At 59.4% G+C, this 17901-nt stretch carries 13 protein-coding genes; 8 read left to right on the forward strand and 5 right to left on the reverse strand.

Annotation, left to right across the window (positions count from 1 at the left end; genetic code table 11):
* Positions 1-49 precede the first annotated feature (49 nt).
* Positions 50-1609, forward strand: coding sequence for a GMC family oxidoreductase (locus SH410x_RS05960; RefSeq protein WP_473675514.1), 1560 nt, complete (start codon positions 50-52; stop codon positions 1607-1609).
* Here SH410x_RS05960 and glnD read toward each other — a convergent pair.
* The 3 genes from glnD to SH410x_RS05975 all read right to left on the reverse strand — a co-directional run bounded on the left by glnD (position 1555) and on the right by SH410x_RS05975 (position 5526).
* Positions 1555-4191: a [protein-PII] uridylyltransferase gene (gene glnD, locus SH410x_RS05965; RefSeq protein WP_473675516.1), complete on the reverse strand. Its 2637-nt coding sequence runs from the start codon at positions 4189-4191 to the stop codon at positions 1555-1557. The two genes, SH410x_RS05960 and glnD, sit on opposite strands and share 55 nt — an antisense overlap.
* A 37-nt stretch (positions 4192-4228) precedes the next feature.
* A complete protein-coding gene (locus SH410x_RS05970; RefSeq protein WP_146389333.1) occupies positions 4229-4567 on the reverse strand; it encodes a P-II family nitrogen regulator in 339 nt (112 codons plus the stop codon).
* A 347-nt stretch (positions 4568-4914) separates the two neighbouring features.
* Complete coding sequence (locus SH410x_RS05975; RefSeq protein ID WP_473675519.1) at positions 4915-5526, reverse strand: cob(I)yrinic acid a,c-diamide adenosyltransferase; 612 nt, start codon at positions 5524-5526, stop codon at positions 4915-4917.
* 176 nt (positions 5527-5702) lie between these two features.
* Here SH410x_RS05975 and SH410x_RS05980 point away from each other — a divergent pair, with 176 nt between their 5' ends.
* Both SH410x_RS05980 and SH410x_RS05985 read left to right on the forward strand, forming a co-directional pair.
* On the forward strand, positions 5703-6143 hold the full coding sequence (locus tag SH410x_RS05980) for a bis(5'-nucleosyl)-tetraphosphatase (RefSeq protein WP_473675521.1): 441 nt from the start codon (positions 5703-5705) through the stop codon (positions 6141-6143).
* A 208-nt stretch (positions 6144-6351) separates the two neighbouring features.
* On the forward strand, positions 6352-7305 hold the full coding sequence (locus SH410x_RS05985; protein ID WP_473675523.1) for a cytochrome c: 954 nt from the start codon (positions 6352-6354) through the stop codon (positions 7303-7305).
* A gap of 10 nt (positions 7306-7315) precedes the next feature.
* Here the strand turns inward: SH410x_RS05985 and nirD are convergent, their stop codons facing one another.
* A complete protein-coding gene (nirD, locus tag SH410x_RS05990; RefSeq protein ID WP_473675525.1) occupies positions 7316-7636 on the reverse strand; it encodes a nitrite reductase small subunit NirD in 321 nt (106 codons plus the stop codon).
* Between the two features lie 249 nt (positions 7637-7885).
* Between nirD and SH410x_RS05995 the strand changes: the two genes are divergently transcribed.
* The 3 genes from SH410x_RS05995 (at position 7886) to SH410x_RS06005 (ending at position 12280) form a co-directional block, all read left to right on the forward strand.
* Positions 7886-9721: a TIGR03960 family B12-binding radical SAM protein gene (locus SH410x_RS05995; RefSeq protein ID WP_473675527.1), complete on the forward strand. Its 1836-nt coding sequence runs from the start codon at positions 7886-7888 to the stop codon at positions 9719-9721.
* Positions 9722-9813: 92 nt separating this feature from the next.
* The gene (locus SH410x_RS06000; RefSeq protein ID WP_473675529.1) at positions 9814-10923 is read left to right on the forward strand and encodes an SPFH domain-containing protein; all 1110 of its coding nucleotides are present in this window, start codon (positions 9814-9816) and stop codon (positions 10921-10923) included.
* Positions 10924-11260: 337 nt separating this feature from the next.
* Complete coding sequence (locus SH410x_RS06005; protein ID WP_473675531.1) at positions 11261-12280, forward strand: NHL repeat-containing protein; 1020 nt, start codon at positions 11261-11263, stop codon at positions 12278-12280.
* A 17-nt stretch (positions 12281-12297) separates the two neighbouring features.
* On the opposite strand, the gene SH410x_RS06010 is transcribed toward SH410x_RS06005, so the two are convergent.
* A complete protein-coding gene (locus SH410x_RS06010) occupies positions 12298-14070 on the reverse strand; it encodes a hypothetical protein (protein WP_473675533.1) in 1773 nt (590 codons plus the stop codon).
* A gap of 527 nt (positions 14071-14597) precedes the next feature.
* Between SH410x_RS06010 and SH410x_RS06015 the strand changes: the two genes are divergently transcribed.
* Both SH410x_RS06015 and mutL read left to right on the forward strand, forming a co-directional pair.
* The gene (locus tag SH410x_RS06015) at positions 14598-15692 is read left to right on the forward strand and encodes a hypothetical protein (protein WP_473675535.1); all 1095 of its coding nucleotides are present in this window, start codon (positions 14598-14600) and stop codon (positions 15690-15692) included.
* Positions 15693-15770: 78 nt separating this feature from the next.
* The gene (gene mutL / locus SH410x_RS06020; protein WP_473675537.1) at positions 15771-17882 is read left to right on the forward strand and encodes a DNA mismatch repair endonuclease MutL; all 2112 of its coding nucleotides are present in this window, start codon (positions 15771-15773) and stop codon (positions 17880-17882) included.
* Positions 17883-17901: the final 19 nt, after the last annotated feature.

Consider the following 17901-nt stretch of genomic DNA (forward strand, 5'->3'; position numbering starts at 1 on the left):
CCGACATCACCCACAGATCGTGCCGCTGCCACGCTCACTTCCTGAAATCATGCACGACATTGATCTTTTATCGCTTCACGATGCTCCCCATGGCCTCGATGGCGATGTGATCTTGGGTGGGGGCGTGTGCGGTTGTCTGCTTGCCCATGAGTTGCTGGTCCGGACCGATCGACCCGTCTGGATCATCGAGGCGGGCGGGCGGCAGGAGGAGAACTCGCTCGACCGCAGTCGACCGGCCCGATGGCTGCACTTGCTCGGTTCGAGCGATGACGACTCGCATGTCACGCTGGCCAATGAAGGGCTGGCGGGCCGCGAGATTACATGGCCACGTGGCCGTGGACTGGGGGGCAGCGGACGTATCAATGCGATGATTTGGATGCCGCCGCATGAGCAAGACTTTCAGTGCCTGGAACGCGCCGGGCTCGATCCCGATATCATGCAAACCGCTTGGCAGCGGGCCAATGACTTGATCGCGGTGGAATCCCCGCGATACCTCAGTCCTCCTGCGCAGCAGTTCTTGTCCGCCGTGGGGGAGCATTCGGACTTAGGAGCCTTTGCGGCGCACCACCGAATCAATCGCGACGGTCGACGGTGGACCACCGAGCAACTGTTGATCGATGTGATGCGGAGTGATCCAGGTATCGCGGGCCGGCTCCGGTGCATCCATGGCAGCGCTCAGCGTTTGAATATCGAGGGGGATCGGGTGAGCAGCTTGACGCTGCGAGACACGCAGTGCGAGCGCGAGATTTCGTTGAGTCGCAGCACGCGAGTCATCAGTTGCTTGGGGGCATTGGCCACGCCCGGGTTGCTGATGCGTAGCGGCATCGGCGACCCCAGTTCGCTTTCCCGGGTTGGTCTGACTCCACGTGTCGATTTGCCCGGTGTGGGTCGGAATCTGCATGACCACTTGATCATGCCGGTGGTGTACGACCGCGATCAGCCGGCCTTCCTGCCCGGTTCGCCGAGCACTCAGGACATCGAGCAATGGGAACAGGACGGCAGCGGTCCCTTGGCATCGAACATTGCCGAGTGTGGCGGATTTGATCGCGGTGAAAAATTTCAGTTGCACGTCACACCGACGGACTATTTGCGATACCCCAACGCGAAGGCGACCTGTGCGATGACACTCGGCGTGCAGTTGACCCGGCCGCGGTCGCGTGGGTGGATGGAGCCCATCGGCCAGGCCGACGACGTTCATCTGCTCATTCACAGTGATTACATGACCGATCCCGCTGACGCGGCGGGGTTGCCCGACGGGGTTCGCTGGGTCCGCGAATTAGCTCACGTGCTCGCTCGCGAGGGTGTGCTGGGCACCGAGCGGGTGCCGGGGGCGCGGCGGAGTGACCATGCTCGCCTGCTGTCGGCGATCGCTCGCTACGCACAGACGCTGTACCACCCCGGGGGGACGTGCCGCATTGGAAACGCGGGCGATCAGGCGGTCGCTGGTCTCGACTTTCAGGTGCCCGGTGTTGCTGGCGTGTCGATCGTCGACGCGTCGCTGTTGCCGGAACCGACGACGGGCAACCCGACGGCACTGCTCGCGATGCTGACGTGTTATGCCGCCGAGCGGTTGAGCACTTTTAACATCGCGTCCCGAATACGCTGCTGATATTCGGCGTCGAGAATCGGTTGCGATGACGAGTCGGTGATGTAGAACACGTCAGCGATCTGATCGAGATGCGTGTCGATTTTAGCGAACTGGATCGAGACGTCCAAAGCGGCCAACACGGTGGTAACGTCGGCCAGCAAACCGGGGCGATCGTAGGTGAAAAGAGAGAGGATGGTTTGGTGGTCAAAGGTGTCGTTGTCAAAGATGATTTTCGTCGGCAGCAGGAGCACGCTCTCGGGTTCGCTGTCATCTTTCGATTTCCAGACTTTACGCGCCGCCGGCAGCGGAGCATCGGGATTGTCGAGTGCATCGCGAATCACCCGGCACACCTTTTCAATGCGATGCGGGGGCGGGGCGTTGACATAGTCTGGGTCACTGACCCAAAAGGAGTCCCACAGCAAATCTTCGCCCACGGTTTCGATACTGGCTCGAAAAATCGTTAATCCGCAGGCGTACAGGGCGCTGGTGATCCGTGCGAACGTACCGATCCGGCGGTCACCTTGCCGAACGACGACGTTGTAGCGAACCTCACAGCCGTCAGGTGCTACCAATCCGGCACAGTAGCAGCCTTGGTCCTTGTCGAGCCATCGGCCGACCTCGATCAGTTCGTCGGCGATTTCCCGGCTACTGCGATGGCGGAGGAGGGACAGGGGCAGGTCTTTGACGAGATCGACAGCCGACTTGTCGCCGCTCTGCGTTTGGACCAACGCGATGATCTCGTCGCGTTGCGAGTCGAGTTCGGGGTCATTCTCACCGGGGAGGTTCCCGGTTTCGAAATATCGTCGGGTGCGGATATAGAGATCCTCGATCAAATTCATTTTCCAATCCGTCAGCACGTCTGGGCCGACGGCGATTAGGTCGGCAACGCTATGGACGAGCAACAGTTCGAGACGCCGGACCGAGCCCACTTCCGCCGCGAATCCGTGCACGACATCGGGGTCATTGAGATCGTGTCGAAAGGCGACCGTAGGCATCAAGAGGTGTTTGTGGATCAGCCATTGCAGGGTTTCCTTTTGATTCGCCTCCAGCCCCAAGGCATCGGCGACCTCACCGGCGATCCGGAACCCAACTTCGCTGTGATCTTCATCGTAGCCTTTGCCGAGATCATGGATCAGCAGCGCCAGATGCAGCAGTGTTTTGTCCTTGATGCGCCGGTACCGCCGGCCCATCACGCTATCCTGCTCCGCGAACTCGGTGACCGCTTCGACGGCTCCGATGCAATGGGCGTCGACCGTGAATTTATGATAGGCGTTGAACTGCAACAGACCGCGACATCGGCGCATGGCGGGGATCAGTTGTTCGATGATCCGCAGTTCGTGCAGTCTTCGGAGCAAAGGCGCCAGTTGCCCCGGCTGGCTGAGCAGGCCCAAGAACGCCTTCACACTGGCCGGATCAGGCGGGCTCGGTGGACGCTCGAGCATGGTCTGCCGGATCGCCTGCCAGGTTGGGTGAGCGATCCAGCGCTGGTTTTCGTTGGCAAGCTGCATCAATCGCAAGACGTCAGGCAGACTCGCCGCGAACGCATCAAGGTCTTTCGGCTCGACCCAAATCTGAGTCGGCCCCACGCGGATGCTGACGTCCACCCGGCGTGACAAAATTCGCTCAACCGCCATGGCGGTGCGGGAGGGGGCGCCAAGATTATCATCGAAAAATCCGGACACGTACCGCACCGAGCGGGTGTTCTCGAAATAGTCCTGCATGAAATCTTCGACCGGCAGCACACCGGTGCGGCCCTGGTACCCCCAGTCGCGGGCAATTTCCATCTGTGTCGGGCGATCGAGCACATCTTGGCTGCGATGGGTGCGGAAGTGCAGTTCGTGCCGCAGTCGTAATAGGAATCCATTTGCCCGGAGCAGTGATTGTAGGTCTTCGCTCGAGAGCGCACCGAGCCGATGCAATTGCGTCAGATCGGTTTGGCCGTGGGTGGCAAAGCCGAGCCACCGAACCAGTTGGATGTCTCGGAGGCCGCCTCGAGAACGCTTCACATTCGGCCGGAGCAGGTAGATCGTTTCGCCCCAGCGATGACGTTCTTCCAGCCGGGCGCGAATCACTTTCTTGTTAAGTGACTTCCAACGCCGCTTCGCACCGCTACGGAACGCATCAAAGAAGCTGCGGAATTTGGACTCGTTACCGCATAGCAAACGGGATTCTGTTAGCGAGGTGTAGATTTTGGGGTCCGACCACGCCAGTGAACGGGCTTCCGAGGGTGTGCGAACAGAGAACCCCACATCCATGCCCGCGTCCGCGAGGTCTCGCACCAGTGCACCGGCCACCGGTGCAGCCGCAGCGAGGGCCGTCCGCGGCACCAGTAGCATCAGGTCCGCGTCGCTGTAGGGTGAAAGATCACCACGGCCGTATCCACCGTGGGCCACCAGGGAAAAACGGGAGAGATGATGCGGGTTGATGCCGCTCGACTCGGCATGTCGTAGCGAATCGGCGTAGACCGCCGAAACGATCTGATCATACAAATCGCTAAGCGCCGCGGCCGTCTGAACGCTCGGCAAGCCGGCATGGAATCGAGCATCGAGCCGAGCGCGCCCCTCGCTGAGTTGGTCCCGATACCGAATCGCCGACGACGTCAACGAAACGGATTTCGTCGTAGGTTTTGACTCAGCCAGCCTACAGCGCCTCTTCGCCTCGCTCGCCGGTGCGAATCCGGATCGAGTCTTCGAGGTCGGTCACGAAGATCTTTCCGTCGCCGATTTGTCCTGTTTGAGCGGTTTGCAAAATCGCGTCGATGACGGTTTGCAAATTTTCGCTCGTGCAGACAACTTCGATCTTTACCTTGGGCACAAAATCGATGGCGTATTCGGTGCCGCGATAGATTTCCGTGTGCCCTTTTTGGCGACCAAATCCACGGACCTCACTGACGGTCATGCCCTGGATGCCTTGCTCGGTCAACGCGTTCTTAACGTCTTCGAGTTTGAAGTGGCGAACGATGGCTTCGACTTTTTTCACGGCAGAGGGCTCCGGCGGAAGTAACGAGTGTGCGTGAGATGGGTCCGATGGACGTCGGTGCCCGTACGCATTCTACACGCTCGATGGGGAAATTGGGTAGCAGGGATCCGCGATGTTATCGTCGGCGGTTCGGATTCGAATCAAAACTTGGAACCCTTCCATGGTCGCTCGGTTCCCAGAAAGCCGCCTCATCTCGCCACCTCGCGAGAGCCCCCGTTGGTAGCGTTGGGAAGTCATTCCCATCGACGATTGGTGGGGGCTGAAAATCGACCGTTGCGTTTGTCAGAGCGCGTGTTTTGACGTTGGCCTGCGATTCTCCACCGCCTGGCGACGCTGGCGACGGCATCCTATTCGCCCAACGAAGGCTTGATCCACGGTTGGTCGGTGTGCCCCAGAACGCGGTTGACGTCTCGCGAGACCACGAATAGCCAATCGCTCAACCGGTTCAAGTACATGATGATTTCGTTACTGATAGGCGTTTCGAGATCAGCGGATTCCGAGAGCGTGATCACTCGGCGTTCACTGCGGCGACAGACCGCCCGGGCAACGTGAATTTGCGCCGTCAGCGCCGATCCACCCGGCAAAATGAACTCCTTCAGGGGTGGCAGACGACTCTCTGAATGATCGATCCAACGCTCGAGTCGCTCGATGTGCTCCGCCCCGATCACCCGTAAATGGAATTCATCCGGACGGGGTGACGCTAATTCGGCACCGAGCGAAAACAGTTCGTGCTGGAGGCATGCGAAACAGTCGTCCAGTTGTCGTAGGGAATCCGTCGTCTCGCGGTCGCCAGTCCGTTCGCGACTGGTGGTGTCCAACAGGCTGCGAATGCAGCCCAAGACGGCATTGAGTTCGTCGACCGTTCCATAGGCCTCGATCCGTGCGTGGTCCTTGCGCACCCGCGGTCCGCCGAACAATCCAGTTGTGCCGGTATCTCCGGTACGAGTGTAAATTTTCATGCTGGGATGGTACCATAAGAATCGTCTCCTGCCGCGCCCGTCGCCGATGCGCCGCCGAGGAGAAGAGTGACGAAAACGCTCGCGACGTTTGATGTGAGCCGTCGCTCGCCGAGGGTAGCGTACGCCTTGGTCGATGATTCGGGGGGCAATCGCAACAAAATAGGATGGTGGTGTTGATGTCAAAGAAGACGCGGGTTCGAGCGGCAGGTGTACTGATACTGACTCAGGCACCCCAGCCCCAGTTTCTGTTGATGCGGCATCCCGATCGGTGGGATCTTCCGAAAGGCCATTGTGACGGTGACGAATCCTATTTAGAAACCGCCCAGCGAGAACTGGAGGAGGAAACCGGCATCGATCCCCGAACGTGCCGGTTCGATGAACGCTTCCAGTTTGATCTCGATTACGAGGTGAGTTACCGCAAACAACCGGGGAGAATTTTCCAGAAGAAGGTCAGGTACTTTTTGGCACGCCTCCCGGATGTTGTTAGAATTGAAGTCAGTGAACACGATTCGTACGAGTGGTTCGCCTGGTCACCGCCGCATCAGATTCAACCCCAGACCATCGATCCTTTACTCGCAGCGGTGTCCGAGTACCTCGACGCGATCGGAAAACCCTGAGCCGCTGGTGATTGCGGGCTCTCGAATCGAATCGACATGGACGGCCCGCAGTGTGAGCGGGGTGCCGCGAGGCAGCGGGCAGCGGCGAAAAATCGAGCCGTAGACGCGTCTTGGTTCACTCGCGAGCCCCGGATATTTCTCGAGTTCTTAGCACGCGGCGCGTTGGTTCGCCCGCCCTGGAAGTCTTCCCGTTATCGAAAATATTGATATGCGACCGTCTTCTCCCCTCCTGCTCCTGACGTTGGCGATCATGGGCGCAGCGGCCACGTCCAATCTTGCTCATGCACAGCAACAGCGGGCGCGGCCACCGCAGTTCGATGACGCGGTGACATCCCGCATCTTTTTTCCGGACATGGCCACCGCATTTCGAGGTGAACGCCCCACATTGTCTAGCTTGCGTGAACGGGACGCGGCGACGGTGACCGCCCAGACCGATGCGGCCGCGACGGCGGATGCCGAGACGGGGGCTGGGGGTTGGAACAAGCTCATTTCGCCCCTGTCGCTCGAAGATGAGGTGAAACGGGTCAAGCTGAAGTTTGACGCGGGGCTGACCACGCCGGGTGCGTTCAACAGCGGTGGGTACCAGGACGCGCGGCTGCAACTCTCGATTTTGTCGTCATTGTTCGCCGTGATCACCGAGTACTCCGGTGACGTGCGCTGGAAATCGGATGCTCAAACGGCCCGTGACTTAGTCGCCAAGACGGCGCGAAATTGTGCGGCCGGGTCGACCCCCGTTTTCAACGAGGCACAACTCCGCAAAGCCGATCTCCAAGACCTCGTGTCCGGTGCGGGCCTAACGGCCGTAAAAACAAGTGACCCGGAAAACGATTGGTCCATGATCGTTGATCGCTCGCCGCTGATGGAGTACTGCCAATTACTCGTCGATCAACTCAGTGACCAATCCACGGACGCTGCGACCGCGGAAGAGAACATTGACAAGCTGCGAAAGAATGCCGAGCTGCTCGCGATGGTCGGGGAGATTTTGACCAAAGAGGGAATGGATGATGCGGAGGATAGTGACTACGCCATGCTGAGTCGTGCGATGAGCGAAGCCTCTCTGTCCGTCGTCTCAGCGATCGAGCGGCAGGATTTTGATGCTGTGCGGGGCGGCGTCGGTCAAATTACCCAAACCTGCGCCAACTGCCACGAGCAATACCGCTAGTCACGGTTTTTCAAGCATCCGGTTTTTTTTCACGCACCCAGACTTCGTCGCCCTCCACCTTGATATCGAAACAATCGACTTTGGTTCGAGGATTGTCTTCCCACGTCCCGTCAACGATACAGAATCGCCACGCGTGCCAGGGGCAAGTGACGGTGTTCTCCTCGACGTATCCTTCGGCTAATGACGCGCCCATGTGAGGGCACATGTCGTCGATCGCATACCACTGGTCGCCCTTGCGAAAAATTGCCACCATGCGATTTTTAATCGCCACGGCGCGACCCACGTTCTCCTCGAAATCGCTGACTTTTCCGACGCTCTCGTAGTCGCTCATCGTTACTCCAGGTTGGTTTTTGTCATGGATGTGGCTGGCACCTATCGTTTCGAGGAACGTCTCGGCGGTGGTTACCATCCCCGCGAAACCTTATCTTAAATCCTCTGAATTACCGACACATTCGCGCTGTTCACTCCTTCAGAAGTTTACGGCCAATTGTTCCGAACGATCGAATCGGTTTCGGGCGGGGCAATGGTTCCATCCTAACACTTTGTGGGTAATTCGCAGACCCTATCCCAATGGACTGTCATGATCAATCACGCACTCAAACGCAAGCTCGAATCACGCATCCTGCCGTACGTGCAGTCGCCTGCCCAATACGTCGGTGGCGAACGCAATATCGTGGTCAAGGATCATACCGGCCTGCGGGGACGGTTGGCGATCGGTTTTCCTGACGCCTACACAATCGGCATGAGCCACCACGGATTGCAGGTGCTGTATTCGTTGATCAATCGCCGCGAGGATTGGTGTGCCGAACGCGTGTTCACCCCGTGGCCGGATATGGAGGCGAAACTGCGCGAGCACGACGTGCCGCTCTACACGCTCGAAACGTTCACACCGCTGCGCGAATTCGACGTGATTGGGTTATCTCTCCAATATGAAATCAGCTCTCCCAATGTGTTGACGATGATCGACTTAGGCGGCATCCCCTTGCTCGCCGAAGATCGCACGATGGCCGACCCGTTGCTGGTTGCGGGCGGTCCGTGTTGTCAAAACCCCGAACCGATGGCGGACTACTTTGACGTGATGATCACCGGTGATGGTGAGCCCGCCCTGCCCGCGATCTGTGACGCATGGGTGGATCTGCGAAATGCCGTTCGCCGCGACGACGGCACCTTTGCCAGCGGTGCCGAGGGGCGTCTTCAACGTAGCGACGCGCTGGCGAAAATCGCCGCTAGCCTAGAATTTGCCTACGTCCCGCGGTTTTATACGCCCGAGTATGTCGACGATCGCATCGCCGCGATCGCACGCACCCGTAGCGACGTGCCCGAAACAATCGCCCCGAGCGTGATTTCGGATCTCGATGGCATTCCGTTGCCGACGGCCCCAATCGTACCGTATGTCAAGTGTGTTCACGATCGCATCGCCATCGAGATCATGCGTGGCTGCCCCCACCTCTGTCGGTTCTGTCAAAGCACGGTGATCAAACGGCCACTGCGGATTCGCGAAGTGGACACGATCGTGAACGCGGCGCTGGAGAGTTATCGCAATACGGGCTACAACGAAATCAGCGTGCTGTCGCTGTCCAGCAGCGACTACCCACATTTCGAACCTCTGATCCGCCGTCTGCATGAGGTTTTTCGTCCGCTCGGTGTCAACATCACTGTACCGAGTCTCCGGGTCAACGATCAGTTGCGCAGTCTACCCGAACTGATCGGCAGCGACCGACGCCGTTCCCTGACCCTCGCGCCCGAGGTGGCACGCGACGACATGCGTGAACAGATCCGCAAGAAGATTAAGAATAGCGATCTCATCGATGGTTGCCGGGCGGCGTTTCAGAACGGATTTGAAAGTGTCAAACTCTATTTCATGTGCGGCCTGCCCGGCGAACGTCAAGTCGACTTGGACGGGATCGTCGACCTTGCCGAAACGATTGCCACCGTTGGCAAGGAGGTCACCGGGCGCAATGCGCGGGTGACCGCGAGCGTTTCCAATTTCGTGCCCAAAGCCCACACGCCGTACCAGTGGAACGGGATGCAATCGCGTGAGTATTTTCAATGGGCGCATCAATATCTGTACAGCCGCCGGCAGATTCGCAGCGTGAACATCAAGTGCCACGACATCGAAACGAGTCTGCTCGAAGGGTTGCTCAGCCGGGGTGACCGTCGCACCGGAAAGGCGATCCGTTTGGCCTGGGAACGCGGTGCCCGGATGGACGGCTGGACGGAGCATCTCGACCCTCAACGGTGGTGGACGGCGATCGCGGATGCTGGACTGGATGTCGATGCCATCGTCCATCAGAAATACGAACTGCTCCACAAACTGCCCTGGGACCACGTCAACGTGAAGTTCGGACGCGCCTATCTGGAGAAAGAACAAACCCGCTCGAGCATCCAGCTCACCGACATGGCGGGTGCCGTTTAAAACGTCCCTCAAGTCCCCGAAACCACACGTCATGCCCTATACTCACGACGCCATTCTCCGCCTCGCTGCACCTACAATACGAAGGAATCCACATGGGATTGTTTGACATGATTCGGTCCGAGTTGATCGACATCATCGAATGGATCGACGACTCACACCACACTCTGATGTGGCGATTCCCCCGACACGACAACGAGATCAAGAACGGAGCCCAGTTGATCGTGCGGCCCGGCCAGGTTGCCGTGTTTGTGTACCAGGGTGAGATCGCAGATGTCTATCCACCGGGACACTATGAGCTGACCACGGCGAACATGCCCGTGATGACAACGCTGCAGAGCTGGAAGTATGGCTTCGAGAGCCCCTTCAAAGCCGAGGTGTATTTTGTCAGCACGCGGCAACTGACGGACTTGAAATGGGGCACTCCCAATCCGATCATGCTTCGCGACCCGGAATTTGGTCCGATTCGCATCCGCGCTTTCGGCACCTACACGCTCAAGGCGGTCAATCCGAAGGCGCTCCTGCAGGAGGTTGTCGGTACCAACGGCCAATTCGGCGCCGATGACGTCAACACGCTGATGAGGTCCGTGATCCAAAGTACCTTCGCGGATCTGATCGGCAGCTCGCAAATCGCGGCACTCGACTTGGCGAGCAACTATGAACAGCTCGCCGGCAAACTGCGGGAAAAGGTGGTCGAGCGGATTGATGACGAGTATGGGCTGGACTGCCCACAGCTTTTTATCGTCAATATTTCGTTCCCCGAATCCGTCGAAAAGGCACTCGACACACGTACGAGCATGGGAGTGTTGGGCGATCTCGATCGCTACCAACAATACCAAATGGGCCAGGCCATGACCTCGGCCGCCGAGAGCGGCGGTGGGGGCGGTGCGTCCGAAGGCTTGGGCCTCGGTCTCGGGATGGCGATGGCCAGCCGCATGATGCCCGGCATGGCCGCCGGTGCAGGAGCTGGTTCAGCCGCCCCGCCACCACCACCCACTGAGGCATGGTACGTGGCCGCAGGCGGCCAGACGAAGGGGCCTTTTTCGGGGGCTCAACTCCGATCCGGAATTACCAGCGGTGAAGTCAACGGGCAAACGATGGTCTGGTCGGCGGGGATGGCCGCGTGGTCCCCGGTAGCGAATGTGCCGGCACTCTCTGGCTTGCTCAACGCAGCCACACCACCTCCTCCGCCACCGGCCTCGTAGGGTCCGTATCAAAACGGATTCGGGTGCCCCCTGGCTGTAGATGTCATCGGGCACCCTGCAGTTCTCCCGCTGAGAGGGCGGGCCCGCGTTGGGTCGGGGGACGAGCGACCCCGTGAAGCATTTGGGATGCGAGTCGCGTGCTGCAGGTCACGCGATGGCCGCGTGGGGGTGCGCAGGCGTCCCGCCCCCATGCGCCGAAAACACGTGCGTTGCGAGCAAGACATGCTCCGCCGCAATCCCCCGCGGGGCCGTCAAGGGGTCTGGGGTTGGGATATACTAAGCGGGAGTCACTGCGTCGTCCAAGACGTTTTTCACCATCTTTCTGAAAGTACGCTGCATGTTATGCACCCGATTTTCCCGCGTCCCCAACTTGTTCGCATCGTTCGCTCTGGCAGGATTGATCAGTGGTTCTGCCGTGCATGCCGCCGACACCACGGGCGCACCCGCCACCACCGCCCCTTCGGATCTCGAGTTTGAATATGTCGACGGATGGGCGAAACCGCCCGCGCCGATGGCAACGCTCGGGAACATGCACGGGGATATCGCCATCAGCCAAGCCGGTGACGTCTATGTGAGTGTGCAGGCCGGACCGCGACCGGGCATCCAAGTCTATTCCGCTGCGGGTGACTACCTGCGAAACGTCCCCAATTTTCATGGACGCGTTCACGGTTTTGTCATGGGGACCGACGACGGTGGCGAGTACATCCTCGGCACCGACAACAACGGCAAAGGGATCATCAAGACGCGTCTGGACGGTGAAATCGTATTCCAGCTCACGCCCGATGATTTCAATGGCAAGTCAAAAGCGATCACCTGTGTTGTGCCCGCACCGGATGGGCGTATTTTTGCCGCGGATGGTTATGGCAATAACTTGATCCATGTCTTGTCAGCGGACGGCACGTACCAGCACAGTTTCGGTGGTTCGAACGCACCCTACAACTTCAAAACCGTTCACAAGCTGGTTGTGGACACTCGCTTCAGTCCGCCACAACTATTGTGCTGTGATCGCGAGAATCGCCGCATGATGATGCTGTCGCTCGATGGCGAGGTGCTCGGGACGATCCCCGACATGAAACGCCCAGCGGCTGTGACATTGATGGGCGACTATGCCGTTGTCGGCGAGCTCGAAGGTCGCGTGAGTGTTCTCGACAAGGAAGGCAATCGCATGTTAACGCTTGGCGAAAACACGCGTCCCGGCGAGATCGCCACCAACGCGGTCAAACCCGAACAATGGCGGAATGGCATCTTAAACGCGCCTCACGGCGTCGTCGTCAATGACGAGGGCACTCTGTTTGTGGCCGAATACAACAGTTTCGGTCGCGTGTTGCGATTTGACCGCGTCTCCGACAAGGAGTAACCAGCGAGCAGAGCGGTTCACTCCACAGGCAGCATGCTTGGCAGGCCCTGAGCTTCAGCGGGAGCTGGCATGCCAGGAAATGGGAGCAGCTGACGATCTTCGAATTCGTCTGGATCTTCGATAGCGGTGACTTCGATCCCCGCGAGGGCACCCAAGACGGGTCGTTGGTTTTCCAACGCTTCGGTCCATTTCTCGAGATCCGACAAGTTATCTTCATTGAGAGCTGAGACGACCTCCAGCATGGTCGCGACCCATTTCTCGATCACAGCCTGTTCAGGTTGTGCGACCGCCGCCATCAATCCAGCTGGTTTCGCTTCGATCTTCCCCTTGGAGGAGCCTGTCGCCCCGCGGAGCAGTTGTTGCAGAACCATGCTCACTTTGCGTCGTGAAAGGTTCACTTCGGGTGGCTGGGGTGGGATCTGGGCCGCCATCATCATCCCCGGGCCCATCATGTTCATGTCCTCGTATCCACTCATGTCCCCGTATCCACTGTCCATCATTTCACCGCCGCCCATCATCATGTCCATGCCTTCATAGCCGCCCATACTGGGGTCCATTCCTCCTCCGCCCCCGGCACCGCGGCCTGAGCTAGCGCTGCGGCGTCGTTTTTCTCGGTCCTTGGTGGTTTCGCTTTTTTGCAGGAACGTGATCGGATTGGGGGGCTGCTGCAACGCTTTTTTTCGCGGGGTTTGCGAGGCAAAACGGGCCAATTCTGATTCGACAGCATTGAAAGCACGCAGCGACCACTGCTTCGTAACCTCCGCGGGATCTTTCACCTTGCCTTGCAGGCCGGTGTCGAGGCCACCGAGTTTTGACGCTGAATACAAGGCGATCAAGTCGGGCTGTGTTTCGGAGGTGCTGATGCTGATTAACTGCGTACCGAGCGACTCGTCATTGGGGGCGCGGAGAATGTTCAAGATGTCGACCGCGAATCGCTGTAGGTACGCGTGCGCTTCGGGGTTCCGCGATTGGGGTGGTTCGGCGGCGAGCAGTTTATTCATTTCGTCGACGAGCGACTTCTTTTGCTCGGGCGTCATGACCGGGAAAGCGAACTCGGTGTAGTGATGCATCCCGTGCAATGCGGCTGCCCGGACACCGTCATTCTCTTTTTCATCGGCGTAGAGTTTGAATAAAATCGGAAAGCTGTATTTCAGCGGCAGCGGGGGACGCCCGGCGGCGATATCCAGCGGTGTGGCATTGAGTCGAGCCAGGGCGTTGATTGCGTTGATGCGGGCCGCTGGAATGTAATTGCCTTCGGCGATCGTTTTCATGCCGACAAAAGTGCCCACGAGCAAGTCCTGCGCCCCGGCGCTGGACATCCGCTGAGCGCCGTCGAGATCTTTGAGCAATTCTTCGATCGTGCTGCTGAGTTCCGGCAGATTCTCTTTCTGGGTGAGTTTCCAGGGGATGTATTTTTGGAGGTAGAACTTGGCCATGCCGGGGGCCGAGGTGCTGATCTTGCTGAGATCCCGGGCCGTTTTGAGCTGGCTGGCCGCCCGCTCGAGTTCGCCGGCTTTCTTGGGGTCCTTGAAAGCCTCGAATTTCTTATCGAGTTCAAAGGTCTCGTACTTCTGTGCCGACGCGACCCCGGCTAGCAAGCACCATGCCGCTGCGGTCATGGCCATCATCCACCACAATCGGAATGCCCAGCTGCGGCGACCGTTGGCACCCGCGTCCGAATCGTTCCGAGTCAGGGCGATCACCACGGGCGCTGAGGCTGCCTGGGACCGAGCGGTTTGCGACTCAAACGGGGATGCTGAGCGACTTGCTGAGTAGCGGGAAGCGGACACGGTTGAGAATTCGTTGTGCAAAAGCAACGCAACACCTGCGAGAAGAGAGAAGGACGAAGGCAACCGAAGCCGCCTGCGGTGCAGTCCCATTATCCACCGAAAGATAGCCCGCCGTCAACAAAAATCGCGGTTTCAGGGCGGAGAAAGCCCACGAAAAAAGGCGAGGCCGGCTCCGGAGAGCCGACCCCGCCTCGCACGGGGGGACGCTGATTATCTTGTTGTCATCATCATGTTGCTCGTGGGCGTCTCCGCCCATGCCTGGGCGTCTCCGCCCGTGCGTGGGCGTCTCCGCCGTGTAAGGAGAGCATAATTCGCTCCACGATCGCGGCACGCAAAAACCACTCTATTTTTTCTCTCTGGCGTGCGTCTGGCATCCTCAGCGGACAGTTCGTAGCGATTGCAGCGGTTAATCGCCTCTCATGGGCCGCTTTGATTTGAGTTGAGCTCGAAATATTCCGATTGACATGATTGGAGGGGGGCCTCCGTCACGGCAGGATTCTCGCAGGGCGTCTGACGTCCGGCGTGTCATGGATCCAAGTCAGCAACCGTGGTTGCTGCCAGCCTGCCGTGTCCATTTCAACATTCTTGAAACGGAAGCGACGGATATCATGAATCGGATGAATTGCTGGCAATCTCTTGTGGCCTGCGTGGCCTGTTTGGTCTCAACGAATTTGGCTGAACACGCCCAGGCGCAGCGATCGGTCGTGCCGGGAACGGGTGTTGAATTGACGGGCGTCGCTGACGACTTTGAAGACGTCCAGTGGCGCTACATCCCCAACAACCCCAAGAGCACAGAGGACATCGACGAAAATCGGCGTGGCCCCTTGGGCAAGAGCGCCAATGGAAGGTGGTATGAAGGCATCAAGCGCGGCCATCCTGATGTCGTCGAACGTGTCGCCACACCTGCCGGGGGCATCCCCGGGAGTGAGGGATCGATGCTGCTGCGAAGCAAATTCACCGGTATCCCCGGTCGCCCCAGCGGCACGATGCATCAAGACGATTTTATCTGTAACATCCACACGCGTCTCGGCCGCCGCATCGATGTCTCGGAGGCCCCCAACGTGACGACGCGGGTCTTCCTGCCACCGGTGGCGGAGTGGGAAAACCGATCCGGTCCCCAATTTGGTTTCCGCTTGGGGCTGGAGACGACCGCCATGATCGAGCAGGAAGTCGGTTTTTTCAAACGGAAGGTCGAAGAGCTCGGAAACGAAATCTATTGGCCGGGCATGTTCATCGAATTCGAGAGCAAAGATCAGACCGGTCGCGATGCCGACTACGCCTATCTGCGAATTCGCAGCAACAAGAATGGCGGTGATTTCCGGGGCCCGCAAATCACCACGACGGGTTGGTGGACTCTCGGCATGAGCGTCACACCCGATGGCATGGTTCACTACTATGCGTCGCCCGGTGTCGACGACTTGACCGAAGACGACTACATCACGAGCCAGTTCCCGTACAGCTATCGCGCCGAACGGTTGCGGACATTCTTCTACAATATCTGTAGTGCTGACGATGGCCAGCGATGGAGTACATCATTCATCATCGATGACCCGAAGGTTTACTTGCTGCGTCCCAAAGGCGGAGTCCAAACCGCTGGTCGGCCAACCCGGCAGCAGCGTTAGCCGTCGGATGATCCCGTCCCTCCGTCGACCTTGTCGTTTGCGATTGTCCCCGGGCACTGATCCGTTACATTCAAGGGCATGAACGCGACCACCACCGACGAGCCGACGAACGAATCCTCCGCACCTCTCCCGCGACCGCCGGAGGGGCCGCGGATCATCCGCCAACTGCCGCCGCAACTGGTCAACCAGATTGCCGCTGGCGAGGTGATCGAGCGTCCGGCTTCGGTGGTCAAGGAATTACTCGAAAACAGTATCGACGCGGGGGCATCCCGCGTTGAACTGACGATCGCCGGCGGCGGTGTCGAGATGATCCGGATCAGTGACGATGGTTGCGGCATGACGGCCGATCAACTGCCGCTGGCGGTGACCAGTCACGCGACGAGCAAACTCCCCGAAGACGACTCGCTGTTCCATGTCGGCACGCTGGGATTTCGTGGTGAAGCTCTGGCGTCGATCGCTAGCGTGTCCCAGATGACCATCCGCAGCCGCGCCGAAGGCACCCCGAGCGGCAGCCAAATCGATATCCGCGGTGGCGTGATCGAGTTGCCCGGCCCCTGTGGATGTCCCGTCGGGACCACGATCGAAGTCCGCAATCTGTTCTTCAACACGCCCGTGCGGAGAAAGTTTCTCAAGACGCCGCAAACCGAACGCGGCCATATCGTCGAAGCGTTCACTCGCCTGGCATTGGCGAACCCCAAGGTTCACTTTGTGCTGCGCAACGGTGACAAGGAAATGTTCGACCTGTTACCGACACCACGGTGGGCCGATCGGATCGAGGCATTCTTTGGCACCGAGATTTCCGAATCGCTGATCTTGATCGAGAGCGACGATGCCCAAGTCAAAATATTTGGATTTGCCTGCGATCCCGCGGTCAGCCGAGGCAATAATCGGATGCAGTACCTGTTCCTCAACGGGCGGCACATCCGTGATCGGGCGTTGCAGCATGCTCTCGGCGAAGCCTATCGGGGACTGCTGATGGTGGGCCGGCACCCTGTCTGTTTTTTACGGATGACGATGCCGCCGGAAATGATTGACGTCAATGTGCACCCCGCCAAGCTCGAGGTGCGATTCACCGACAGTGGCCGCGTCTATAGCCGGTTGCTGCAAACGCTCCGACAACGGTTCCTGTCCACCGACATGACGCACCGCGTCGGGGCCGCCCCTGCCCCCGAACCGGTCACGGGCGATGCCTTGCGATCGCGTGGGGAATCGGTGATGGGCATGCCTGCACGCGAAGTCGACGGGCAGCGGCAGGCCGTGATCGATTGGGCGCGAACGGGGCATGACCGCAGCCGGGACCAAACGATGTCCTCGGCAACCCATCGAATCGAATCGTCGAGCTCACCGGCGCCGAGCACACCGGCGTCCGCGTTCGGGGGGACGCCCGAATTCCAGCCGTTCGGCGGGGGAATCCAACAGGTCCCGGCATCTGCACCCTGGGACGGCGATGAATCAACGGTTCATGGGCCGCTGCCGCCTGGTGATGCGTCGCTGCCGCCTGGTGAGTCGGCCGCTCAGGGTGGAGCGGCCGCTGATTCCAGCGCCGAACGATCGACGATGCAGTCCATCGGCGGGGTGAGCCCCAGCGTTTGTTATCTCGGGTTTCAGGTCCACAATCGCTATCTGGTCACCCAGGACGACAAGGGGATGGTCGTCATCGACCAACACGCCTTGCATGAGCGGGTGCTCTACGAACGGGTCTGCAAAAAAGTGCTGGGCGAAAACGGGTCCTTGGAAGCCCAGCGGTTACTCGTTCCCGAACCTGTTTCCCTGACGCCCGCCGAACGGGCCGCGGCGTTGGAAGTCAAAGACACGCTGGCCCGGATCGGGTTGGAAATCGAGGACTTTGGCGGTGAAACCGTCCTGATCCAGTCCTACCCGGCGATCATGCCGAACAAAGATCCAGCAGAGATGTTGCGGACGATTTTAGAGTCGGTGATGGGCGCCGGTCGCGATCCCAATCCCTACGACTTGCTCAACCATCTGCTCAGCACCGTGGCCTGCAAAGCGGCGGTGAAAGCAGGCGATCCACTCTCGCCGGAGGAGATCGTCAGCTTGCTCGAGCAGAAGGATCTCTACCAAGACACGCACCACTGCCCGCACGGGCGCCCGACAGCATTGTTCTTCAGCCGCGATGAACTCGACCGCATGTTCGGTCGCCTCGGCCCCCGCGGCCGCGTGACGGTTTAGGCCTGGGGGGATCCAGGCC

The sequence above is a fragment of the Rhodopirellula sp. SH410 genome, assembly GCF_055811895.1.